This is a genomic window from Massilia putida, assembly GCF_001941825.1.
Classification (GTDB): Bacteria; Pseudomonadota; Gammaproteobacteria; order Burkholderiales; family Burkholderiaceae_D; genus Telluria; species Telluria putida.
In genome coordinates, this window is record NZ_CP019038.1 from 2969258 (window position 1) to 2994222 (window position 24965).

Sequence of the window (24965 nt, forward strand, 5' to 3'; positions counted from 1 at the left end):
CCGCTGTCCCGCTTTCGCGTGGAGTCATTTCCGGCAATGCCGGGAATGACGATTCAGGCTACCGCATCATTCCGCGCCGGCATCAGAATCGGCACCAGTTCGCTCCACACCCTTTCCACGCTCATCTTGTTCATGCAATCGTGATGCCCCAGCGGGCACTCGCGCTTGCGGCACGGCGAGCACTCCAGGCGCAGCGACACCGTCCGCGCCACTTCCGACAGCGGCGGCGCGTAATCCGGATCCGTCGAGCCGTACAAGGCCACCACGGGCCGGTTCAGCGCCGACGCGATGTGCAGCAATCCTGAATCGTTGGAGACGACCGCGCTCGCCTGCGCCAGCAGGGCGATGGCGTCGTCGAGCGATGTCTGGCCGGCCAGGTTCAGCACCGCGGAACCGGCCGCGCCGGCGTGCTGCTGCACCTGCTCGCACGCCTCGCGGTCGTTCGGGGAGCCGAGCAGCACGACCTGCACGCCCGGCACGGCGTCGACGACCTTCGCGGCAAGCAGCCCGTAATGCGCGGGCGGCCAGCGCTTGGCGATGCCGAATTCCGCACCCGGCGCGAACGCGACGAGCGGGCGCGTGAGGTCCACGCCCAGGCGTTTCCCGACCTGCTCCGTCTCTTCCCCGCCGACGACGAGATAGGGACGCGCCAGCTTGCCCGGCAGCGGCAGCTCGGGCTCGCGCGCGAGGGCCGCGTAGAACGGCACCATCGAACGGGGCGGCGTTTCGTCGTGGTGCATGACGTTGACCATCCCGTAGCGCATTTCTCCCTTGTAGCCCACGCGGCGCGGGATGCGCGCCAGCCACGGGATCAGCGCGTACTTCAGCGTGTTGGGCAGCACATAGGCGTCGCTGTAGCCGCGTTCCTTGAGCAGGCGCGCATAGCGCCAGCGCTCGCCCAGCTGCAGGGCGCGGTGGCGGAACGGCGTCACCAGGATGTCGTCCGCCTCCTGGATGCGGCGCCACACGGGCACCACCTGCGGCGGCGCCAGCACGTCGATGGCGCGCTCCGGGTGGGCCTGCTTGAGCAGGCGCAGCAGGGGCTGGGCCATCACGGCGTCGCCGATCCAGTTCGGCGAAATGACCAGGGTCCGCGCCCGCATCTCTCGTTCCCCACTCATGTTTCTTCCACCAAGGCGGAGAACTGCAGCCGGTACAGGTTGGCGTACATGCCGCTCCGGGCGAGCAATTCGTCGTGCGTGCCTTGCTCGACGATGCGGCCGTGTTCCATCACGACGATCAGGTCCGCGCCTTCGATCGTCGACAGGCGGTGCGCGATGACGAACGTGGTGCGGCCCGCCATCAGGGTATCGAGGGCGGCCTGCACGGCGCGTTCCGATTCGTTGTCCAGCGCCGACGTGGCCTCGTCCAGGATCAGGATCGGCGCATCCTTGTAGATGGCGCGCGCGATGGCCACGCGCTGGCGCTGGCCGCCGGACAGGCGCATGCCGTTCTCGCCGATCATCGTGTCGACGCCTTCCGGCAGGCGCGCGACCACGTCAATCAGGTGCGCGGCGTGGATGGCGGCGGCAAGGCGCGCCTCGTCGACGTGTTCGGCGCCGTAGGCGATGTTGGCGCGCAGCGTGTCGTCGAACAGCACGACGTTCTGGCTCACGAGCGCCAGCTGGGCGCGCAGCGACGCCAGCTTGATGTCCTGGTACGGAATGCCGTCCAGCAGGATGCGGCCGGCTTCCGGCTCGTAGAAGCGCGTGACGAGGTTCACGAACGTCGACTTGCCGCCGCCCGACATGCCGACCAGCGCGACGGTCTGGCCGGGCTTCACGTCCAGCGAAACGTCGTCCAGCGCGAGCGACTGGGCGTTCGGGTAGCGGAACTTCACGTGGTCGAAGCGCACATGGCCTTGCGCGCGCGCGAGGGTGCGCGTGCCGGGGTCGTGCTCGACGGGCGCGTCGATCAGTTCGAACACGGTTTCGGCGGCGGCGATCCCGCGCTGCATCGGGCCGTTCACTTCGGCCAGCGCCTTCAGCGGCGTCAGGAGCATCAGCATCAAGGTGACGAACTGGGTGAATTCGCCCACCGTCATGTCGGCCCGCAGCGCCAGCACCACCACGAGCGACAGCGCCAGCGACGTGGCGATCTGGGTCACGGGCGTCGTGGCCGCGAACGCCACCGTCATGCGCTGCGAAAAGCCGCGCAACGCCTCGCTGCGCAGGTAGAAGCGGCGGTTTTCGTACTTCTCGCCGGAGAACACGCGGATCACCTGGTGGCCGCGCGCCGCTTCCTCGACGACCTGGGTCATCTCGGCCGTCACGCGCTGGTTCTCGCGGTTCAGGTGGCGCAGGCGGCGGCTCGTCGTGCGCACGATCACCGCGGTCAGCGGCACGACGACGATGGCGACGAGGGTCAGCTTCCAGTTCAGCCACAGCAGCGAACCGAGCAGGCCGATGACGACCAGCACGTCGCGCACGAACGAGATGAACACGGAGTTGATCATGTCCACGACCTGGCGCACGTCGCCGACGACGGTGTTGATCACCTTGCCGGTCGACTCTTCGTGGAAGCGCGCGACCGGCAGGCGCAGCAGCCGTGCGAAGGCCTGGGCGCGCAAGTCGTTCAGGACGCGGGACAGCACCCAGTTGTTGTAATAGGCGGTGGCGAACGTGCCGATGCCGCGCAGGACGAAGATCGACACCAGCACGCCGGGGATCCACCACAAGCTGAACGGCACCTTGTTCTTGAAACCCATATCCATCAGCAGTTGCAGGGCCTTGCCCAGCAACGGCTGGGTGGCGGCCGTCAACGCCATCGCGAGCAGCGACAGGAAGGCGCGCCCGCGATAGGGTTTCAGGATCGCCCACAGGCGCTTGATGATGACACTGTTATCCAATTTTTTCTTTCGCATTCAGGCAGAAGCCCATGAGCAGGAACACCATGAGCGCATAGAACAGACTGCCCTTCATAGACCAGAAAATCACTTCCGTCAGGCCGAAGCCGACATAGCCGAGCACCACGAGCGCCCCGGCCAGCGCGACCGCGAACTGCGGCGCGCGCGCATCCTGTTCCGATTCCCGCCCCAGCCGGCGCAGGAAAAACCGCAGGGGCGCGGCCAGGGTGGCGGCCCAGATCATGAAACCGATCACACCGCCCGTCGCCAGCACCTGCAGCCCATCATTATGCAGGTGCGGCAGCTCGAGCACCATCGGATCGAGCCGGCCGGCCTGCGCATACTCGGCCAGGCGGGCGCGGCAGGCCTCGAAATCCATGCCGAACAGCGGGTGTTCGCGGATCAGCATGACGGCGCCCTTCCACAATTCCAGCCGGGTGCCGACATTGGTCCACACCGTGCCGCCCTCGTACCAGATGCGGGCGTCGTGGACGCCTTCGGCGAAGCGCTCTTGCACGCCGAGCACCGGCGTGAACCACGCCGCCGCCAGCACGGCCACGCCCACCGCCAGCAGGGCGCGCCCGCGGCGGCTGTCGATCCGGCCCACATGGCGTCCCAGCACGAGCGCCGCCAGCACCAGCGCCGCCCAGCCGCCGCGGGTGCCGGTCAGCACAGAGGCGGCGAGGCCCGCCAGCGCGCCGACGCCGGCCAGCAGCGCGTCGCGCGGACGGTCGCGCATGTCGATCGCGCCGGCCAGCGCCAGCAGCGCGAGCAGCATGGCGAGGTCGCCGAACGTGATCGAATTGATGAATCCGCCCGGCCGGTCGATGTGCAGCACGAAGCGCTGCCAGGCGATGAACGGCAGCGCCGCCACCGCGCCGGCACTCGCGCCCCACCACAGCGCCCGGCGCGGCGCGCGGCTGGCCACCACGGCGGCCAGCACGGTCACGGACAACAAGGTGCGCACAGGCTTTTCCACCACATTCATCTTGTCGCCGCGCAGCAGCGCGCAGGCGAGCACGAACAGAAAATGCAGCAGGAAGGCTAGCACGACCCAGCGCACCTCCGGCCAGTGGCGCACGAGCGCATCACGGCTCGGCTTGAGCAAAATCAAAGCGCTGACCAGGAAAAGAAAACTGGCAAGATTCACGCCGAACGAGGTGACGAGGCTCGAAAAGGGTAACAGGAAGGCCAGGGTGCCGATCCAGACCCGCATCGGCTCCCTCGTATTCGTCGGATTACTGTTCATTGATGTTCTTGTGGGATACTCATGCCCCTAAGGGCACCTCGAAAAACCCTCGCGAGCGGCGGCAATGTCGTTCGAGAAGCGCAGCTGTACGAAAGTACAGTGAGCATCGCAGGACGACAGTGCAACGCGCAGCAGGTTTTGCGACGTGCCCGGAATATAGCAGTGTACATCGGACCTTATGACGCGCGCACAGACAATCTCGGTCGTGATCACCACCTATAACCGGCCAGACGCGCTGGAAGCGGTGGTGCGGGCATGTTTTATGCAGAACGACAAGAATTTCGAAATCATTATCGCTGATGATGGCTCGACTGCCAACACACGTGCCTGCGTGGAGAGGCTGCAAGCGGCGTCACCGGTGCTTCTGCGCCACGTCTGGCAACCCGACGAAGGTTTTCGCGCCGCCATGGCACGCAATCGCGGCACCCTGGCCGCGACCGGCGAATACATCGTCTTCCTGGACGGCGACTGCATCCCGCAGCGCGATTTCATCGCCCGCCACCGCGCATTGTCGCGGCCCGGCTACCTCGTGTCGGGCAGCCGCATTCTGTTGTCGGAGGCGCTGACGCGCCGGGTTTTGGAAGAGAACATCGATCTGACCGCCACGTCCCCGCTCACGCGCCTGGGGTGGCGGTTGCGCGGCGACCTGAACAAGACCTTGCAGCCGCTGGGGTTGCGCTGGCCCGACGTGGGGCGCACGTCGCGCAAGTTTTCCTGGCGCCGCATCAAGAGCTGCAACCTGGCCGTGTGGCGCAGCGATCTTGAACGCGTGAACGGCTTCGACGAGAGTTTCACGGGCTGGGGCCACGAGGATTCCGACCTCGTCGTGCGCCTGTTCCATGCGGGGGTGCTGCGCAAGGACGGCGCCTTTGCCACGGAGGTGTTCCACTTGTGGCACCGGGAGGCACAGCGCGACCAGGAGACGAGCAACCGCAACCTCGTCCTGGAACGCGCTGCCGCCAAGGTTACGCAGGCAACGATCGGGTTGCGCGAGCACGCAAGACCGGCGACGTAACGGGCGCGCGGGCCGGAGCCGGAGCCGGGGCCGGGGCCTCGATCCGGAACACGCTGACGACCTGCGCCAGCTTCGCCGCCTGCTCCTGCATCGCTTCCGACGCGGCCGCCGCTTCCTCGACCAGCGACGCGTTCTGCTGCGTCACCTGGTCCATCTGGGTGATGGCCTGGTTGATGTGCTCGATGCCCTCGCCCTGTTCCCGGGTGGCGCTGCTGATCGCGCCGATCATCGTGCTGACCTTGTTCACGCTGGCCACGATCTCCTGCATCGTGGCGCCGGCTTCCGCCACCAGCTTCGCGCCGCTGTCCACGCGCGCGACGGAATCGCCGATCAGCGCCTTGATTTCCTTGGCCGCCGCGGCGGAACGCTGCGCCAGCGTGCGCACTTCGCCCGCCACCACGGCAAACCCCCTGCCCTGCTCGCCCGCGCGCGCCGCTTCGACCGCCGCGTTCAGCGCCAGGATATTCGTCTGGAAGGCGATGCCGTCGATGACGCTGATGATGTCGACGATCTTGCTCGACGAATCATTGATCGATGCCATCGTGTCGACGACCCGCGCCACGACCTCGCCGCCGCGGCCCGCCACCTCGGCGGCCGAATCGGCCAGCCGGCTCGCTTCGCGCGCGTTCTCGGCGCTGTGCTTCACGGTCGACGTCAGTTCTTCCATCGACGCGGCCGTCTCTTCGAGCGAGCTGGCCTGCTCTTCCGTGCGGCTCGACAGGTCGAGGTTGCCGCTGGCGATCTCGCGCGACGCGGTGGCGATCAGGTCCGTCCCCGCACGCACGTCGCCCACGATGCCGGCCAGCGCGTCGCGCATGCGTTTCATGGCGGCCATCAGGCTGGCGTCATCGCCGGCACGCACGGCGACGCTCATGCCGAGGTCGCCGGCGGCGATGCGCTGCGCCACCGCGACCGCATCCTCCGGATCTCCGCCGATCGAGCGTTCCACGCTGCGCACGACGAACCAGACCAGGGCCGTGAGCAGCGCGCCGATCACGGCCAGCCAGACGGCGGCGCCGGCCAGCTGGGCACGGAAGGCGCGGTCCAGGTCGTCGATGTACAGGCCCGTCATCAAATACCAGCCCCACGGTTGATAGGCCGCGATATAGGTCAGCTTGGGCTCCGGCTTCTGCGACCCCGGCTTCGCCCACAGATACTGGACGAAGCCGCCGCCGGCCCGGGTGGCGGCGATGCCTTCCATGTAAGGCTTGTGGCCTTCCGGATCGACGGTCTGGTCGATCGCGGTGCCGACCAGTTCCTGCTTGATCGGGTGCATCAGCACGGTCTTGTCGTCGTAGACGACGAGGTAGCCGCTCGCGCCGAAACGCAGCGCGCGGATGCGCGCGAGCGCCTGCTTCTTGGCCTCGTCGAGCGGCAGCGTGCCGGCGGCGGCGAGGGCCGCGTAGTCCTTGGCGATCGATGCGGCGATGTCGCCGGCGTTCGACAACTGGATCTGGCGCTCTTCGAGGCGCAGTGCGCGGCTCTGCATGGCGTTCACGGTGAACACGGCCAGCAGGCAGATCCAACTGAGGAAAAGGGGAAGGAAAAGTTTTTGGCGGAATGTAAGTTTCATATTGGTCAGCGCCGTCATTCAGGCGTCAAAAACGTGGATATTTTCCACAGGCCAATATTTACCGATGAGCGCCGCGCAAACTCAATGGCAGGAATGCAATTACACCTAAATATACATATTTCGACTATGAAAAAGCGGCAACGGTACAACGCAGTTGGCAAATAGTCTTGCCTTGCATGTATCCGTTGCCGCGTTCAATACTCGACCGCGACTTCTTTCGCGCCAAGGTGCAATTCGAGCGCGTATTTCAGTTCGTCCGACGGCGCCACGCGCCAGGCGTCGCCCAGCTGCAGCGTGCACGGGATGCCCTGCGGCGTCACGCGCAGGCTGACCGGCAGGCCGTTCTCGTGGCGGTAAGGCTGCAGGATCTCGGCCAGCTTCGCCGGCGCGATGGTGCAGGCCACGTCCATCTCCAGCTTGTGGCCGTACTGGATGCGCGCCGTCGCGATGTCGAACGCCTTCTCCGCCGTGATGCGCAGGCCGCCGTTGAAGCGGTCTTCCGACACCTTGCCGACGACGAGCAGGAATTCGTCTTCGCGGAAGATGTTCTTGTTCGCTTCGAACAGCTCGTTGTAGATCGTGACCTCGACGACGCCGGACTTGTCGTCCAGCGAAACGATGAGGATCTTGCCGCGCTGCGTGAGCTGCGTGCGCACGCCCGTGATCACGCCGCACAGCATGCGCGGATCGCGCGACGGTTCCAGGTCCTTCAGCTTCGTCTTGGCGAAGCGGCGCACTTCCTGCGCGTACGAGTCGAACATATGGCCCGACAGGTAGTAGCCCAGCGCGGTCTTCTCCTCGGACAGCTTCTGGCGGTCCGTCCACGGCGTCGCCTTCACGTAGTCGGGCGGCGCGACGAGGTCGGAATCGTCGCCGCCGAACAGGCTCACCTGGTTCGCGGACGCCGCGGCCTGGTCGGCCACTTCGACCGCGAACGCCACGGAGGCCAGCAGCACGGCGCGGTCGACGCCGAAGCAATCCATCGCGCCCGCGCGGATCAGCGATTCGATCGTGCGGCGGTTGATCTGCTTGCGGTCGACGCGCTTGCAGAAGTCGAACAAGTCCTTGAACTTCCCGCCCGATTCGCGCGCCGCGATGATCGCCTCGATCGCGCCCTGCCCCGCGCCTTTCACGCCGCCGAGACCGTAGCGGATGTTCTTCACGGGCTTGCCCGTGACGGACGGCGGCGGGCCTTCCGGCGTGAAGCGGAACTGCGATTCGTTGACGTCCGGCGGCAGAATCGTCAGGCCGCACATGTCGATCGAATCCTCGACCAGGATCTTGATCTTGTCCGTGTCTTCCATGGCCAGCGACATGTTGGCTGCCATGAACGCGGCGGTGTGGTGGACCTTCAGGTAGGCCGTGTGATACGACAGCAGCGCGTACGCGGCCGCGTGCGACTTGTTGAAGCCGTAGCCCGCGAACTTCTCCATCAGGTCGAAGATCTCGTCGGCCTTTTCCTGCGACAGGCCGTCCTTCGCGGCGCCGGCGCGGAAGATCTCGCGGTGCTGCGCCATCTCTTCCGGCTTTTTCTTACCCATCGCGCGGCGCAGCATGTCCGCGCCGCCCAGCGAGTAGCCGCCGACGATCTGCGCCATCTGCATCACCTGCTCCTGATAGACCATGATGCCGTAGGTCTCGGACAGGATGCTCTCTGTTCTCGGATCGGGATAGTCGAACTTCTCGCCGTGTTTCCGTTTGCAGAAGTCGGGGATCAGGTCCATCGGGCCCGGACGGTACAGCGCCACGAGCGCGATGATGTCCTCGAAGCGGTCGGGGCGCGCATCCTTCAGCATGCCCTGCATGCCGCGGCTTTCAAGCTGGAACACGGCGACGGTCTTCGCATCCGTCAGCAGTTTATAGGTCGACCGGTCCGTCAGCGGCAGCTTGGCGAGATCGAAATCCTTGTCGGCCGGATCGAGCGCACGGATGTAGTTGACGGCGCGGTCGAGGATGGTCAGCGTGGTCAGGCCCAGGAAGTCGAACTTCACCAGGCCGGCCGCTTCGACGTCGTCCTTGTCGTACTGCGACACGACGCCGGCGTCGCCGCCCTGCGTGTACAGCGGGCAGAAGTCGGTCAGCTTGCCGGGGGCGATCAGCACGCCGCCGGCGTGCATGCCGATGTTGCGGGTGATGCCCTCGACCTGCTGCGCGAGCTCGATCAGCTGCTTCACTTCTTCCTCGTTCTCGAGGCGTTCCTTGAGCATCGGCTCTTCTTCGATCGCCTCGGCGATCGACACCTGCTTGCCCGGCTTGAACGGGATCAGCTTCGAGATGCCGTCGCAGAAGTTATAACCGAAGTCGAGCACGCGGCCCACGTCGCGGATCGCGCCCTTCGCCGCCATCGTACCGAACGTGGCGATCTGCGACACCGCGTCGCGGCCATACAGATCCTTCACGTGCTGGATCACCAGTTCGCGCTTCTCCTGGCAAAAGTCGATGTCGAAGTCGGGCATCGAGACGCGTTCCGGGTTCAGGAAACGTTCGAACAGCAGGTTGTATTTCAGCGGATCGAGGTCGGTGATCTTGAGCGCGTACGCGACGAGCGAACCCGCACCGGAACCGCGGCCCGGGCCGATCGGCACGCCGTTGTTCTTGCCCCACTGGATGAACTCCGCCACGATGAGGAAGTAGCCCGGGAACTTCATCTTGATGATGGTGTCGTTCTCGAACTGCAAACGGGCTTCGTAGCGCGGCCGCTCCTTCTCGCGCTGCACCGGGTCGGGGTACAGCTCGACGAGGCGCTCTTCCAGGCCCTTCTTCGTTTCGGCGACGAGGAATTCGTCGATCGTCATGCCCGGGGTCGGGAAGTTCGGCAGCTGGGGCTTGCCGAGCGTGAGCGTCACGTTGCAGCGCTTGGCGATTTCCACGGAGTTGGCCAACACGTCCGGCAGGTCCTTGAACAGCTCCGCCATCTCGGCCTGCGACTTGAAGCACATGCCTTCGTTGAAGCGGCGCACGCGCTTGGCGTTGGCCAGCATCTCGCCCTCGGCGATACAGACGCGTGCCTCGTGGGCAATGAACTCGTCCTTGCTGATGAACTGCACCGGGTGCGTCGCGACGACGGGCAGCGCGAGCCGGTTCGCCAGCGCCACCGAGTGACGCACCTGCTGTTCCTGGTTCGGCTGGCCGGCGCGCTGGATCTCCACGTAAAAATGGCCAGGGAAAATCCGGGCCCAGCGGCGCGCGCACGCCTCGGCCTTGTCCAGGTCGCCGTTGTCGATGGCTTGGCCGATGTCGCCGAACTGCGCGCCCGACAGCACGATCAGGCCGTTCGACTGGGGCACCTCCGGCTCCAGCGTGGAGACGGACGTCGCCAGCGCTTCCAGCCACTCGATGCGCATCTCGGCCCGGCCCTTGTACTGGTTGGTGAGCCACGCCTTGGACAGCAGTTCGCACAGCTGCAGGTAGCCGGTCTTGTTCTTGCACAGGATGAGCAGGCGGAACGGCTTGTCGCGGTTCTCGTCGTTCGTGATCCAGGCGTCGACCCCGACAATCGGCTTGACGCCCTTGCCGCGCGCCGCTTTATAGAAGCGCACGAGGCAAAAGGCGTTCGCCAGGTCGGTCACACCCACCGCCGGCTGCTGGTCCTTGACGGCGGCAGCCACGAGGTCGTCGATGCGGACGAGGCCGTCGACGATCGAGTATTCGGTATGGACGCGGAGGTGGGTGAAGATCGGGGAAGTCATCCTGTCATTTTACCTCGGACGGCAGGAATGGAGGGTTGCATCCAGGCACGGTGTTTCTCTTGACAAGACCTCGATGCGTCGTTCCCGTGCAGGCGGGAATCCATACTGAGCGTCCTTGGTCGGCCCAGTATGGTCCCCGCCTGCGCGAGTCGTTTCCGGCAATGACGGAACGATGGGATGTCAGAACGTATAGTTGATGGCACCCCCGAACACCCACTGGTTCTGACTCCCGCGCCGGTCGACGATCGGACTGTCCTTCGCATCCCCCAGCAACCTTTCGTAGCGCCCGGCCAAGGTCAGGCCCCAATGCCGGTCGAACTGCGACGTCACCTGGAACGGGATCCGGATCGACGTCAGCCCGCCCTCGGGCCGGTACGGCACGGCGCCCCGCTCCGGGAACGCGGCCAGGTCGGCGCCGTTGATGCCGAAATAACGGTCCGTGAAATGATCGCTGGCGAAGAACAGGCTGAACCCCGCCGAACCGAGCAGCGGCCGCCCGCCCAGGCCTTGCGGGAACGGATAGAAATACGTCGCCTTGATGCTGCCCGTGGCGCCCGTATATAGATTGTTCGTGTTCCACGCGACGTCGCCGCTGAACACGACTTTGTGGAGCGGATCGCCGGGCAGCGGCCACTCATAACTGGCAAAGACGCCGAGCTCGGACGCGGCCGGGATCCGGCGCATCTGCCGGACGACAGGGTCCTTGACGTCCGTGTCGCGGGTCGGCCGCGCCCGGTACAGGAAACCGGCCCGCAAATTCCTGAACTGACCGTAATCGAGCGCCATGTTCGATGGCACCACGTTCAGCTTGACTTCCGGCCCGATCACCCGCAGCCACATGCCGTTGCCGAAGTTGGCGTGCAAAAATCCCTCCCCCTCGGGATGGTAATCCTCGGACCCGACAAAATCCGGCAGCCCGAACGCGCCCGCCCCCGCCATATTGACTTCCTGCGGCATCTCGACCGGGATGACTTCCTGTGCGCCGGCGCCCGCGATGACCAGCATGGCGCCGGACGCCGCGAGACCCGCCTTGAAAAACGTTAGCTTCATGACTCACCCCCTGTTGAATGATGCGAACCATCCTACGGGGAGACGTCAATACGGCTGTTTGCGGCGCCTCATATGCGTTGTCGAACTTTTATGATCCGACTTTGTCGGGCCGATCGCGACAGGAGATGTCGTGTGGCGCATCCGCCACGCGGCGGTTACCGCACGGCCACACCTGCCTGGACGGGCTTGTCGGCGCCGTAGCGGCGGCGCATGCGCAGGAACGGTTCCTCGATGCTGTTATAGCCGAGGGTCGCCAGCGCCCACGTCGCGCCATAGCTGATGGCGACCATGAGGGCGGCGTCGAGCCAGCCGCGGCCGGTCGGATGCACGAGGCCGACGCGCTGCGCCAGCAGATGCAGCAGCCCCATGTGCAGCAGATAAAAGGAAAAACTGACCTTGCCGCCATGGCACAGTACGCGCTCGACCGGGTCCGGCAGGCGCGGGCGGAACCCGACCCAGGCAATGATGAAAAACGCCCAGCCGGCGGACTCCGCCATCGACCAGAAGATCCAGAACGACGATTTCGGCGTCGCGCCGAACGGCGCCAGGCGGTGCATCGTGGCCGTGTCCCACACGACGAGCGCGGCCGCCACGACGAGCAGCCACGGCGCGTGGCGCTGCAGGCTGGCCTGGTACTGCTGGTACAGCATCGCCGCCAGCATGCCGATCAGGAACTGGTCGAAGCGGCCGACGAACGTACAGAAATACATCAGCGTGCTGTTGTCGTTGACGGTATAGGCCGCCAATTTGAAGAACGCCATCAGCGCCAGCAGTTCGACGAGGTAGCGCTTGCCCCGCTCCAGCGCGAAGCGGGCCAGGAACGGAAAGACGAGATAGAACAGGAATTCCAGGGAGATTGTCCAGGCCGCGCCCGTGATCACCGTGCCGGACGTCGGCGCATGGCCGAGGTTCGTGGCGAACAGGTACAGCAGGTCTTGCGGCTGGAACGTGTCGCGCCCGATCGACGTGGCCACGAGGAAGATCGTCAGGAACAAGGGGAAAATCCGCAGCACGCGGTTGCGCACGAAATCGCGGTAGACGATGGTTTTCTGCGCCAGCGCGATCTGCATGAACAGAAAGCCGGACAAGGTGAAGAACAGCCCGACGCCCGTATGCCCTTCCGTGACCAGGGCCGCCCAATTGCTCGTCAGCGGCGCCCCGCCCAGGCCGCGGTACTCCAGGTGGAAATGGAACAGGAACACGATGGTGGCGGCCAGCCAGCGCAACTGGTCGATGCGCGGGTTGTATTGCAGGTTCAACGATTGCATGGGAGGGCCGGAAGGCTTGCATGAAAGAAAAGCATTGTAATGCCAATTGCCGTGTATATGACGTCTTCTGGGCTCAGCTGCCTTATAATAGAAGGCTTCACTTCACGTCCCACCGCTTTAACGATCATGCACGTCAATATCGCCGCCTACAAGTTCGTCAGCCTCGACAACCTCGAAGAGATGCGCCCGCAATACCAGGCGCTGTGCAACGAGCTGGGCCTCAAGGGCACCGTCCTGCTGACGCCGGAAGGCATCAATATGTTCGTGTCCGGCCTGCGCGAGGCGATCGACCAGTACCTCGCCTGGGTGCGCAGCGACGCCCGCCTGGCCGACCTGGAGTGGAAGGAAAGCCTGTCGGCCGAACAATCGCACCGCCGCATGCTGGTCCGCATCAAGAAGGAAATCATCACGATGCGCATGCCACTGATCAAGCCGGAACTGGGCCGCGCGCCGTCCGTGGCGCCGAAGACACTCAAGCGCTGGCTCGACCAGGGCCATGACGACGACGGCGTCCCGGTCGTGATGATGGAAACGCGCAACGCATTCGAAGTCGACGTCGGCACGTTCGAGAACACGCTCGATTACCGCATCGAGAAATTCAGCGAATTCCCTGAGGTCGTCGAGAAACACAAGGACGAGTTGAAGGGCAAGACCGTCGTGACGTTCTGCACGGGCGGCATCCGCTGCGAAAAAGCGGCGATCCACATGCAAAACATCGGCTACGACCGCGTCTACCAGCTCGACGGCGGCATCCTGAAGTATTTCGAGGAAGTGGGCGGCGACCACTACACGGGCGACTGCTTCGTGTTCGACTACCGCACCGCGCTCAATCCGAAGCTGGAGCCGACGGAAACCGTGCAATGCTTCGCGTGCCGCGCCGTCGTGACGCCGCGCCAGCAGTTGTCGCCGGAGTATGTGGTGGGGAAATCGTGTCCGCATTGCGCGGGTGGCGGGCGGGCCGGCAAGCCTGTGCCGGACGAAGCCGGCGCCTGACACGCAATCCATTGATGAGGCCATGGGCGCTGCGTTGATCGCCGCGCCCATCCACCTCGTTCGCTGCTGTCCCAATCGCGAATGCGATATGAAACGTCGGTTCGTGCAACAACGTCGTTCAAGCCAGATGATGCGGTACGTCGGTGCCGGTCGGGGTGCCCACGATCTCGGCGATCTTGGCGTCGATGACACCCGGGTCGATGGCATAGGCCGAAGTCGTCAGGTCGACGATCGTCCCGATGAAGGCCTTGGCTTTCAGATTTGCCGCCGTGCCCGAATAGGCCGCGATTTCGGCCGGGGTGTCGACGTGCGCCGTGAACGAGGTGGCGACGGCCACGCGGCCGTTATAGACCAGCTTGTCGTTGCCCTGGGCGCCCGCGGCGACGGCCGTCACGACGTTGTCGATGGTGATCGTGTGATTGTTCAGCACGTTCGTCCAGTAGTCGACGCCCGCCTGCTCGCCGGCACGGCCGAACAGGTTGTGATACACGGCCTGCACGATGCTCTGGTTGTCCAGGCCGGCATACGTGTCCTTGTACTCCTGCGAGGCCGCGAAGTTCGCGGAAATCTGCTGCACTCCATTGGGATTGGTCGCCAGCACATTGTCCCAGTATGCCAGGCCATTCGGGTCCGCCGGGCGGCTGAAGTATGCAATGTACAACTGCTCGACGGTCGTTGTGTTCGTGGTTGCCATTATTACCTCCATGTGGAAATGTGAGGAAATGGTACATGAACTGACCAGATGGCGGCGCCAGCAACACAGCAGTGCGCAAGCAGATTCCGCGTGGATACTGTTTCTGGATCGAAGTGGTTACTTACTGCATTCAGGAAAATTGTTAACTAAATGCATTAAGAATATGCGCGGCGGCGCCGTATCGGCGCCGCCGGAAAGACTCAGTGGAAGTAGGCGGCGACTTCGCGCACGGCGCTGTCGTCCAATGTGCCGGCCGCCGCGCGCATGCGCAGCAAGCCGAGCAGGTACATGTAGCGGGCCTGCGCGAGGTCGCGCTGGCTCGTGTACAACTGCTGCTGCGCGTTGAGCAAGTCGAGATTGATGCGCACACCACCCTTGATGCTCTGTTCGGTGGCCTTCATCAATTCCTTGCTGGAGGCGACGGCTTTTTCCAGCGCCGTGACCTTGGCCACGCTGTTCTGCACGAGGTCGTATGCCTTGCGCAGCTCCACGACGACCTGATTGGTGCGGTGGTCGAGGTCGGCCTGGGCGCGGTTCCAGTTCGCCGCCGCCTGGCGCGTCGTCGCATTGATCGCGCCGCCCTGGTAGATCGGGATGTTCACCTGCACACCGATCGCGCGGTTGACCGAGTTCTGCTGGTAGTTCTGCAGCGAAGCCGCATCATCCCTGCTGTAGGTGCCGATGAGGTCGACGCGCGGCGCGTGTCCCGCCTTGTCGCGCAGGATTTCCAGGCGCGCCTGCTCGACCGCCAGACGCGCCGCCGCCAACTGCGGATTGCGCGCGATGGCCGTCGCGCGCCAGTCCTCGAACGACTTCGCCGGCAGATTCTGGAAATGGAAGTTGGCGCCCAGCGGATCGAGCGTGCCCGGATCCATGCCGATCACGCCGGCGAGCGTGTCGCGCATCGCCGTCGCATTGTCCTGCGCCTCGACCAGCTGGGCCTCAGCCAAGTCCAGGCGCGCCTGGGTTTCCAGCATGTCGGTCTTGGTGCCCTCGCCTTTTTCGAACAGGCGCTGGTTGACCTTCATTTGTTCCAGATACATGTCGCGCTGTACTTTGGAGAGCGCAACCTGGTCCTCGGCGAACAACGCGTCCGAGTACGCGCCGACCACGCGCAGGATCACCTGAGCGGTGTCGGACTCGAACTGTTTCGCGCCCTGCTCGGTCTGCACCTTGCCCTGGCGGTAGCGCATCCAGCCGTCCAGGTTGAGGATCGGTTGGCGCACCTGGATCATCGACGAGCGGCTGATGTAGCGCGGATGTGCCGGAAATCGGATCTTGTACTGCTCGCTGTACGTATCGGTATCGGCGATGTTGCGGTTGGCCGAATAACTCGCCGACACCTGCGGCAGCAGATTCGAGCGCCCGAGGATGCGATTCTCCTTGGCCGACTCGTTCTCGTAAAAATTCATCCGGTACTGCGGATCGTTCTTCAGCGCGGCCTCGTAGGCCTGCTGCAGGGTGATCGCACCGGCGCTCCCATTCGCGGCCAGCAGCGCCGCCGCCAAGACCAGCCCCCCCTTGCGCAGGCTTCCCAGTGATGTCATTACCTTTCTCACGCGTTCAATCCTCGCTCATCGACGAATGGGCACGGTCGAATACCGGCTTGAGCAGGTAGTTCATCATCGTACGTTCACCTGTCTTGACGAACAGTTCCACCGGCATACCGGGGCGGATGTCCATGTGGTGGGCGGCGATCATCTTTGCGCCCTCCGGCGAGACCCGCACGCGCACCTTGTAGTATGCGGCGCCGCTGCGCTCGTCGACGGTGCGGTCGGCCGACACGGTCTCGACCACACCCGGGATATGCGGCGTACGGTTCGCGTTGAAGGCCGAGAAAATCAGCTCGGTCGGCAGACCCGCCTGGACCTTGTCGACCAAGTTGACCGGCAACTGGCCTTCGACGACAAGCGGATCGTCGCTCGGCACGATATCCATCATCTTGAACCCAGGCGCGACCACCCCGCCGTTGGTGAACACGGCCAGGTTGACGACGGTGCCGTCAACCGGCGCCTTGACCTCGACGTTCGACAGCTCGAACTGCTGGGCCTGCATGCGCGCGCCCTGGGCGCCGACTTCCTTCTGGGTATCGGCCAGCAGCGTGCGCACTTCCTTCTGGTACTCGTCCATGCGCTGCGATTTGCGCAGGGTCAGCTCCATCACCTGGCGCTGGGCATGGCCGATGTTACCGATGTCTTCGGACACCGCACCCTGCAACTGGGCGTAGGTACGCTCCAGGTCGAGCAGGCGGTTGCGCGCCACATAGCCCTCCTTGGCCAGGTCGCGCATGCCGTCCAGTTGTTCCTTAAGGAAGCCGATCTGCTCCTTCTTGCTCTGGCGCGAGTCCTGCAGGCCCTGGATCTGGCTCTTCAAGCCCGCGATGTTCTCGTCCACGGTGGCCAGCTCGGTCTTCAATGCGGCGCGACGCGAGGTCAGCAACTGGGATTGCAGCGTCATCGCGTCGGCGATGGCGGGCTCGCTCGCATGCGCGGCCAGCTCGTCCGGGAAATGGATCGTCGACGCGCCGTCGCGCTCGGCCAGCAGGCGCGCCTCGGTGGCGCGCGCGGCAAGATACTGCGCCCGGGTCATGTTGTAGCCGGCCTTGGCGTTCACCGCATTCATGCGCACCAACACTTGCCCGGCCCTGACCGTGTCGCCATCCTTCACCAGGATGTCCTGGATGATGCCGCCCGTCTGGTGCTGGATCGCCTTGCGGTTCGATTCCTTGGTCACCGTGCCCGACATCGGCACGCCCTTGTCGAGCGGTGCGAAGACCGCCCAGACCAGAAAGCCGAGCACGCCCAGCACGACGACGAGCCAGCCCAGGCGGGACCAGCTACGGTCGTCCGTATTCACTTCAAGCGGCGTGACGTCATGCGCGATGACTTCGGTGGCCGCGTCTTTCTTTTGAATGAGCTTCATTACTTGATCCCTTGTTCGGTATCGGTATCCGTCCGTTCGGTCGGCGCCGGTCCCTGGGCCTGCGCCTGGGCGCGCGCCTGTGCCTGCTGCTGGGCCAGAACCGCCTTCTGGCTCGCCTCCTGCAGCGCGGCCAGCACTTGGTCGGTCGGGCCGAAAGCCTGACCGACACCGTCGCGCAACAGCAGCAGCTTGCTGGTCGCGCCGATGATGCTGGTGCGGTGCGTGATCAGGACGATGGTCTTGCCGCGCCGGCGCAGGTCGAGCACGGCCTGCACCAGCGCCTGCTCGCCCGCTTCGTCCAGGTTCGAATTCGGCTCGTCGAGCACGATCAGGGCCGGGTCGCCGTACATGGCGCGCGCCAAGCCCAGGCGCTGCTTCTGGCCGCCGGAGAGGCCGGCGCCGCCGTCGCCCAGCAGGGTGTCGTAACCCTTCGGCAGGTGCAGGATCAGATCGTGCACGCCGGCACGCTTGGCGGCCTCGACCACCTTCTGGGCGTCGATCTCGCCGAAGCGGGCGATGTTCTCGCTGACGGAGCCGCTGAACAGTTCGATGTCCTGCGGCAGGTAGCCGATGTTCGGGCCGAGTTCGCCCTTGTTCCAGCTATAGATGTCGGCGCCGTCGAGGCGCACCTTGCCTGCCAGCGCCGGCCAAACGCCGACCAGCAGGCGCGCCAGAGTCGACTTGCCCGCACCGCTGGGGCCGATCACGCCGAGCGCGTCACCCGGGGCGATCGCGAAGGAGAGGCCGCGCAAGACCTGCTGATTGGTGCCCGGCGGACCGGCGACTACACCTTCCACCGTCAGCGCGCCTTGCGGCTTGGGCAGCTCCATGCCGGCCGGGCGCGCCGGATTGGCGTCCAGCAGCGCGCTAAGGCGTTCATAGGCCATGCGGGTGCTGCTCCACGATTTCCACACCGCGATCACCTGCTGGACCGGACCCAGCGCCTTGCCGACCAGGATCGAGGCGGCGATCATCATGCCCGGGGTGATGCGGCCGTCGATCACCAACAAGGCGCCCAGGCCCAGCACGAGCGATTGCAGCGAGGTCTGGAAGAATTTGGTGACGGCGCCCACGATGCCGGCCTTCTGGCTGGCTTCCGCCTGCAGGTTGAGGAAACGGCTGTGCAGCTTGAACCATCGATTCATCAGATTGGGCAGCATGCCCATCGATTCGATGACTTCCGCGTTGCGCAGATTGTTTGTGGCCAGGGTGCCAGCGACAATGGCCATCGTGTTCGCGTTGGACAAGGGCTCGCGCGACACTTTTTCATTCACGACGGCGAGCACGATCAGGATGCCAGTGCCGAATAGCGCGAACAGGCCGAGCCAGGGCTCGAACAGGAAGATCACCAGCAGGTAGATCGGGAACCAGGGTGCGTCGAAAAACGCGAACAGCGCATTACCGGTCAGGAATTGACGCAGGCTGGTGAGATCGTTCAGCGCCTGTCCGGCGTTGCCGCCGGCCTGCTTCAGGTTCTGCTCGAACGCGGCGGTATACACACGCTTGTTGAGCGTCATGTCGAAGCGCGCGCCTACACGAATCAGTACAAAACTGCGCACCATTTCCAGTGCGGACATCAGCAAATAGGCGCCGAGCATGATTACGGTCAGCATCAACAGCGTGACTTCGTTGCGGCTCGCCAGGACGCGGTCATACACCTGCAGCATATAAAGCGAGGGCACGAGCATCAGCAGATTAATGATGGCGCTGAATGTGCCGACAGAAATGAAGGCGCGCTTGAACCCCTGCAGGGCCAGTGCGATCTCACTTTTCGGTTTCGATAATTTGTTAGTCATCAGTAGGCGTCGATAGTCCTCGTGCGGGATGCACGGCGATACAAAAACAGATGCGCTAACGCAAGACCCATTAGCGACTGCGACATTATCGCTCAAACGAATCAGAAAATGTGACGGACATCACATTTTCTTGCCTGGCTGTTGCATTTGAAGGGGAACCGATCGGACGGCTGCCGATCCGGCAAAAGAAAAGGCATGCCCTTAGACACGCCTCATGAATACGCTTTACACGGGTCGCCGTTCGCATCCCATCCGCGCTGAAACTCTGCAGGGACTTGCCTCGCATTCGACAGCACTGCGGAAACGTCATACGGCGGACCGTTTTGTTCGCGTAAAAAATGCGGCCGGGAAGGCCCGGCCGCATTGTTACCAGCCCTGGGGGGCTAGTGCCGACTCACTGATTAGTGAGTTGCCGGCGGGATGCCGAAGGCGCCGGTGACATCCAGGGTACCAACCAGCTTGACTGCAAAGTCGCTGTTGTCCAGGGTGCCGTTGTGGTTGGTGTCGGCGAACAGGTAGGTGTTGCCACCGAACTGGAACTCGACGACGTTGTTACCAGCGTGGGCAGCAGCGTCCACGAAGGCCAGGGCCAGGGTGGTGTCGCCAGCGGCCAGGGTCAGCTTGGCCAGACCAACTTCGGTCGTCGCGTTGGTAGCCAGCGCGGTCGTGCCGTTGATGGTCAGGACACCATTGGCAACGCCTGCGTTGTTGTTGGCTGCATTACCAGTGTTGTTCAGCGAAGCAGCGCTGATCACCAGGACGTCCGAGTTCGGATTCGCAGCGGTACCAGTGTTGGCCGCGTTGAAGCCGACGATGGTGTCCATCGTCTGGTAGGTCGAGTTCACCGTGATGACATCGTGGCCGCTGCCCAGGGTGATGGTCTCAGCCACTTGGTTGCTAGTGGTCATGGTCAGGCCGCCAGCGACAGCACCCTTGAGGGTACCATTGGCGATGGTGTTGCCCAGCTGCGAAGCGTCGACGCTGGTCAGAGCGGCCGAGCTCGTTGCATCGATGCTGACGTTGCCGTTGCCGGTCAGAACGATCGACTTCAGGTGCTGGTTCACGCTGGCAACGTTGATCGTGGCGCTGGCCAAGTTGTCACCAGTCGCGTTCGACGATGCATTTGCGGCGTTGGCCAGATTCACGGTCAGCGAAGTCTGCAGGTCACCATTGATCGTCGCGGCGGTGGCGGCCGAAGTCGATGCGTTGACGTTCACGGTCGCGGTATCGGCCTTCAGGGTCAGGGTTGCAGATGCCGTGTCGGTGACGTTCAGGTTGCCGGCGTATGCCGTAGCCGAGTAGCCCGAAGCCGTCGCAGTGAGGTTGCCGCCGGTCGTCAGGGCCTGGGTGGTCACGTTGGTCACAACACCGCCCTGGTCAAACTTCATACCGGTGAAAGACACTTGCGATGCATCAACGCCAAACACGTTGTTCACGAACTCGATGTTCTCGACGTTCGTCACGGTCGAGTTGAGCAGAGCGTAGTCGCCTGCGGCGAACGCGGTGGTCGTATAGCCGCTGGTCGGGGTCGTAGCGCTCAGAACCAGGGTGTCGGTGCCAACGCCGCCATCGATGGTGTTACCAGCTGCCAGTTGGCTCTGGTTGACCTTGATGATGTCGTTGCCAGCACCAGCGCTCACGGTAAAGTTACCGTTGCCGGTGACGTGGGTGAGGTCGATGGTGTCATCGCCTGCACCGGTACCCACGTTCAGGTTCACTGCAGCAACAGCCGCGGCGGTGCTGGTCGCTGCGACGGCTGCCGAGGTCACGGTGTTCAGGACCAGGGTATCGTTGCCAGCGCCGGTCATCACCGAGGTGACTTTGCTACCCAGGCCGCTCAGGCTGATCGCGCCGGTTGCAGCAGAGCCATCAAAGGTCGCCAGGTTTGCTGCGCCAGCCAAGTTCATGGTCAGGTTACCCGCGCCTGCAACGGTCACTGCGGTGTCAGCGGCTGCGTTCAGCGCAAGAGTCGAAGCCTTGGCACCCGTGGTGATGTTCACGGTCTTGACCGCGGCGTCGTTCAGGGTTGCGCCCGAAGCCAGATTGTTGATGTTCAGTGCCAGCGTGGTGGCGGTCGGCTTTGCCGAGTTGTCGGTAACGGTGACGCTTTGAGCCGAGTTAGCCAGCGACAGCGATGCCAGCGCATTCGAGTTGACGGCCGAGCCTGCACCGTAACCATCCAAGCTGACGGTCGTGATGGTGTTGGCCTTGGTGCTGTCGGTGTTCGCGCTGTTCGCGTCGGTGATCACCACCGCGCCATCCACGATACCGCCAACCGGAGCAACGGCGGTCACTGCGGCAGCGTTTGCGGTGGTCGCGGCGATCGCGTCGGTAGCGGCTGCGCTCGTGGTCGAGGTGGTAGCGGTGAACGGCGTACCTGCGGTGCTAGCGGTAAGCGTCACGGTCGAACCAGAAGTGGCCGTGGTGATGCCTGCTGCGGTGATAGCAGCCTTCAGTCCAGCAGCAACGGTAGCAGTCGTATCGCCTGCCACAGCGGTGTAGCTGTAAGCGTTACCATTGACGGTTGCGGTGAACACGTCGCCAGTCGCCACGGTGCCGGCGATGGTGATGGTGTTCACTTGCGCCACCGCAGGAGCAGCAGCGACACCAGCGACAGCAGCAACGGCAGCGGTCTGAGTCACGGTGACCGACGTGGTGTTGGCGGTGCCGGTAACGGTCACGGCTGCGCCGGTTTCCGAGAAGGCGGTGCCAACGGTGTTCGTGACGGTCGGAGCGACCAGGTTTTCGGTCACGGTCACGGTCGAGCCGCCGGTGACGTTGATGGCACCCTGCGTGGTGCTGGCGCCGGTAGCGGCTGCGTTGGTGGTCGTGATGGACACGGCGCCAGTCGGGGCGGCAGCTGCGCTACCCACGGTCACGGTACCCGTGGTGACGCCCGAAGCGGTCACGGTCACGCTGGTGCCGCCGGTAGCCGAGATCGAGCCGGCGCCCAGCGCGGTATCGGTCTCGATGATTGCGCCGGTCGCTTTGGTCAGGGCGGCGCCGCCAACGGAGGCAACGGTTTGGGTCGAACCACCGGTGACAGTGGCGGTACCCACGCTTGCGACGGACACAGCGGTCGTGCCTGCTGCGGTCACGGTTGCCGGGCCAGCAGCCGTGTTCACGGCCACTTTCGTCACGCCGGCGATTGCGGACGTGTTGATGTTGGCGCCAGCCGCTTCTGCGCTCTGGACGTTGATCGTCTGGATGTTGTTCAGCGTAACGTTAGCAGGGATGCTCGTAGCGGCACCACCTGCGGTGACGTCAGAAATGTTCAGGACGTTGGTGCCAGCACCGCCGTCGATGGAGTCGAAGGTCGACAGCGTCGGGTTAGTGCCGCCGACGGTGGCATTGAACACATCGTTACCAGCGGTACCCACCAGGGTATCCATACCCGAAGTCAGGGTAAAGGTCTGGCCGATCGAATTCAGGTAAGCGTTGACCACGCCGTTCACGGCGTTGGACAGTGCGGTCGGAGCGATGGCTGCGGCCAGCGAATTGTTGTCGGTGATGCCGGACAGGAAGGACTTGGCTTGAGCATTGGCAGCATTGCCCGAGTACGCCAGGATCTGCTGGGTCGTGGTCAGCGCGCCGGTGAAAGCGGATGCGGCCTGGACACGGTTATTGAACGTAACCAGGTCGGAGCCTTGCGCGCCCGCGGCGATGGCGGTCACGGCCTGGTCGACGGTGAACTTGCCAGCGATCAGGTTTTGTGCCCAGAAGTTCAGGCCAGGAACGTCGGCGTCATGGCCAAACAGGTTGTTGTAGACAGCGTTGACGACATGGTAGGCATCCATGTTGGCATAAGCAGCCTTGTACTCGGCCGACGCCGCGAAAGCGGCCGAAACGGCAGCAGTGTTGCCTTTGGCTTGTTCGACGACCGATTCCCAGTATTGCAGGCCAGATACGTCAGCCGGGCGATTGAAATACGCAACGTACAGTTGTTGGATGGCTGCGTAGTAGGTAGTTGCCATTATTGCTCCTAAATAGATCAAACGATCAGGGGGTTTAAATCGATCTGCAGCGACACAATCGTGACCTGCGAGTACCAACCTGCCGAATCATGACAGAGGTCTCAAGACCAGGAATGTGACCGTCATCACAAATAACAGGGTTTTTTTTCTACTGGAACTGCTGAACCAGCTACAGAATCGGCGGCCATTATCAAAGAAGACAGCTGGCAAAGCAAGCAATCGACATCGAAATAAAATCGGATCTCAACGTGAATATGCGCGAATAATCTCGGCGTGAGAATCTGAGTACTTTCTCAATACATATAGTATTAGTATTAATGGCAGCATCAGACGGCATCCGGGTTTCCAAGCAAAAATGAAAATCCCCCGTCACCGGGGAGAATCGCTGCCGGACTCGGGAATGGACAAGAATCAGCGATGCGTCCAGGAGGTCGCGCCGTTCACGGTGCGAGTGGAGTCGATATAACCGTCGAAGAGGTAGGCGGCGCTCCCTCCCCCGGCATTACTGAGTGCGCCCTGCACGTTGATATAGCCGGGGCGCGAATACGCCGGGTCGCCATACAGCCGACCATTTGCACCGACATTGCCTTGCGCCTGCAGTTTATGGATCGTCGCCCCGTCCGATAAGTCCATCGCGGTCGTAAATGCGCGGCTGCCGAAATCGACATTCAATGTGCCGTTACTCAGCTGCGCGGCCTTTGCCGAGCCCGCCGCATCGCCCGGTGTCATGATATAGGCTTCGCTATTCTTCAACGCAAAACCGACATTACCCTGGGCCGGCGACACGAATTCCTTGCCAGCAGTCCAGTACAGCACAAAATTGCCATCAATGATACGTTCGGCATTCACGGGACCGGTCAACGATATATTGGGCGCACTACCGTTGAGCAAAGTCCACCGTCCCCATTCAAGCTGCCGCTCCGGCAAGTCCGGCGTCGCCGGCTGCCCCTGCCCGCTATTGTCCGACATCACCGGAGGTGCCGTAACAGGTTTCTGGACGACGGCTTGATTGATCGTATGGGTTTTCTGCGCATCCAGCGTCGGCTCGGCCACGATATTCGAGGACCCCGCGGCGCCAGCCTTGGCGAGCGGTTCGTCCGCACGCGGCGGCGACGCCTGGTCAAGCGTAGCGATGCCTCCGGGCAACAGTAGAGGCGTACCCTGGCCGCGCTGCACCTGCAACAATAAATTACGTTGCGCGGCTGACAGCTCGCGGCTGGCCGTACCTTCACATGGCCCCGCGCCATCCGGACGACAGGCGTCAACGAAACCACTGACCACCACGCCGCCGGTCAGCACGGCGACACGCGAGATGTCCTGGTCGGTATAGACGGTGAAGTCGGTGCCGCGCACGCCAATCGCCGCAACCGGGGTATTGAAACGGAAGTTCTGTCGCGCCAACTTGACGGCCTCGCCGGACTTGCTGCGGGCAACGCCCTTGATCAGCTCCAGCTTGACCCTGGTGTTGACCGGGTTACTGGTATCGACATGGTAGGTGACGATGCGAGCTTGCGTGTTCGGGCGCAAGATGAAGAGACCATTGTCGATCGTCTTAATATATAGGAAGCCATCCGCCCCAGTGCTGAGCAGATCGCCTTCCTGTACGGCCGCGCCTTCGGCGCCGGCATGTTCGGCGATCTGGACAGCGCCCGCGGCGAAGACGACTTTGCCTGCCTCTGCGGCATGCGCCTGGGCCGCCAGGGCCAGCGTAGCAACAACAAGTAGACGACGTGGCATTGTCATTCCTCTTCTTTCGAGCATTATCGTGATCAGGCAATAGATTTCTGTGACAGCCATCACATTTTATAGCAAACTAGGCCGTTCCCCCGGGCATTAAACACCCGCGACAACCAATAATCGCTGCGATAGCTGGAACTGCCCGGCTATACTTGCTCTT

15 protein-coding genes are annotated in these 24965 nt (G+C 63.7%); 2 read left to right on the top strand and 13 right to left on the bottom strand.

What is annotated here, in order from left to right:
- Positions 1-53 precede the first annotated feature (53 nt).
- The 3 genes from waaF to BVG12_RS15400 are packed head-to-tail and all read right to left on the bottom strand — an operon-like array spanning position 54 to position 4094.
- The gene (gene waaF, locus BVG12_RS15390) at positions 54-1121 is read right to left on the bottom strand and encodes a lipopolysaccharide heptosyltransferase II (protein WP_083685077.1); all 1068 of its coding nucleotides are present in this window, start codon (positions 1119-1121) and stop codon (positions 54-56) included.
- Entirely contained in the window at positions 1118-2848 is a 1731-nt protein-coding gene (gene msbA, locus BVG12_RS15395; protein WP_229503891.1) for a lipid A export permease/ATP-binding protein MsbA, read from the bottom strand. Before msbA ends, waaF begins: the two co-directional genes overlap by 4 nt.
- Complete coding sequence (locus tag BVG12_RS15400; RefSeq protein ID WP_075793166.1) at positions 2841-4094, bottom strand: O-antigen ligase family protein; 1254 nt, start codon at positions 4092-4094, stop codon at positions 2841-2843. The genes msbA and BVG12_RS15400 overlap by 8 nt, the downstream gene beginning before the upstream one ends.
- A gap of 178 nt (positions 4095-4272) precedes the next feature.
- On the opposite strand from BVG12_RS15400, the gene BVG12_RS15405 reads away from it, so the two are divergent.
- On the top strand, positions 4273-5109 hold the full coding sequence (locus BVG12_RS15405) for a glycosyltransferase family 2 protein (protein ID WP_075793167.1): 837 nt from the start codon (positions 4273-4275) through the stop codon (positions 5107-5109).
- On the opposite strand, the gene BVG12_RS15410 is transcribed toward BVG12_RS15405, so the two are convergent.
- The 4 genes from BVG12_RS15410 to BVG12_RS15425 form a co-directional block, all read right to left on the bottom strand.
- On the bottom strand, positions 5060-6682 hold the full coding sequence (locus BVG12_RS15410) for a methyl-accepting chemotaxis protein (protein ID WP_083685731.1): 1623 nt from the start codon (positions 6680-6682) through the stop codon (positions 5060-5062). The two genes, BVG12_RS15405 and BVG12_RS15410, sit on opposite strands and share 50 nt — an antisense overlap.
- A gap of 194 nt (positions 6683-6876) precedes the next feature.
- A complete protein-coding gene (gene dnaE / locus BVG12_RS15415) occupies positions 6877-10371 on the bottom strand; it encodes a DNA polymerase III subunit alpha (RefSeq protein ID WP_075793169.1) in 3495 nt (1164 codons plus the stop codon).
- Positions 10372-10551: 180 nt separating this feature from the next.
- Positions 10552-11421 carry a MipA/OmpV family protein gene (locus tag BVG12_RS15420; protein ID WP_075793170.1) on the bottom strand — a complete coding sequence of 290 codons (870 nt, stop codon included), beginning with the start codon at positions 11419-11421 and terminating at the stop codon, positions 10552-10554.
- 155 nt (positions 11422-11576) lie between these two features.
- Entirely contained in the window at positions 11577-12689 is a 1113-nt protein-coding gene (locus BVG12_RS15425) for an acyltransferase family protein (RefSeq protein WP_075793171.1), read from the bottom strand.
- Between the two features lie 126 nt (positions 12690-12815).
- Between BVG12_RS15425 and BVG12_RS15430 the strand changes: the two genes are divergently transcribed.
- Positions 12816-13682 (top strand): sulfurtransferase, encoded by an 867-nt coding sequence (locus BVG12_RS15430; RefSeq protein ID WP_075793172.1) that lies wholly within the window; start codon positions 12816-12818, stop codon positions 13680-13682.
- Positions 13683-13800: 118 nt separating this feature from the next.
- Here BVG12_RS15430 and BVG12_RS15435 read toward each other — a convergent pair whose 3' ends face one another.
- The 6 genes from BVG12_RS15435 to BVG12_RS15460 all read right to left on the bottom strand — a co-directional run bounded on the left by BVG12_RS15435 (position 13801) and on the right by BVG12_RS15460 (position 24865).
- Positions 13801-14376 (bottom strand): DUF4214 domain-containing protein, encoded by a 576-nt coding sequence (locus BVG12_RS15435; RefSeq protein WP_169926821.1) that lies wholly within the window; start codon positions 14374-14376, stop codon positions 13801-13803.
- A 200-nt stretch (positions 14377-14576) separates the two neighbouring features.
- Positions 14577-15923, bottom strand: coding sequence for a TolC family outer membrane protein (locus BVG12_RS15440; protein ID WP_075793174.1), 1347 nt, complete (start codon positions 15921-15923; stop codon positions 14577-14579).
- 16 nt (positions 15924-15939) lie between these two features.
- Entirely contained in the window at positions 15940-17298 is a 1359-nt protein-coding gene (locus BVG12_RS15445; RefSeq protein WP_075793175.1) for an HlyD family type I secretion periplasmic adaptor subunit, read from the bottom strand.
- Entirely contained in the window at positions 17298-19094 is a 1797-nt protein-coding gene (locus BVG12_RS15450; protein WP_075793176.1) for a type I secretion system permease/ATPase, read from the bottom strand. The genes BVG12_RS15445 and BVG12_RS15450 overlap by 1 nt, the downstream gene beginning before the upstream one ends.
- 401 nt (positions 19095-19495) lie before the next feature.
- Positions 19496-23068, bottom strand: a complete 3573-nt coding sequence (locus tag BVG12_RS15455; RefSeq protein ID WP_075793177.1) for a DUF4214 domain-containing protein — start codon at positions 23066-23068, stop codon at positions 19496-19498.
- 411 nt (positions 23069-23479) lie between these two features.
- Positions 23480-24865, bottom strand: a complete 1386-nt coding sequence (locus tag BVG12_RS15460; RefSeq protein ID WP_229503892.1) for a FecR family protein — start codon at positions 24863-24865, stop codon at positions 23480-23482.
- Positions 24866-24965: the final 100 nt, after the last annotated feature.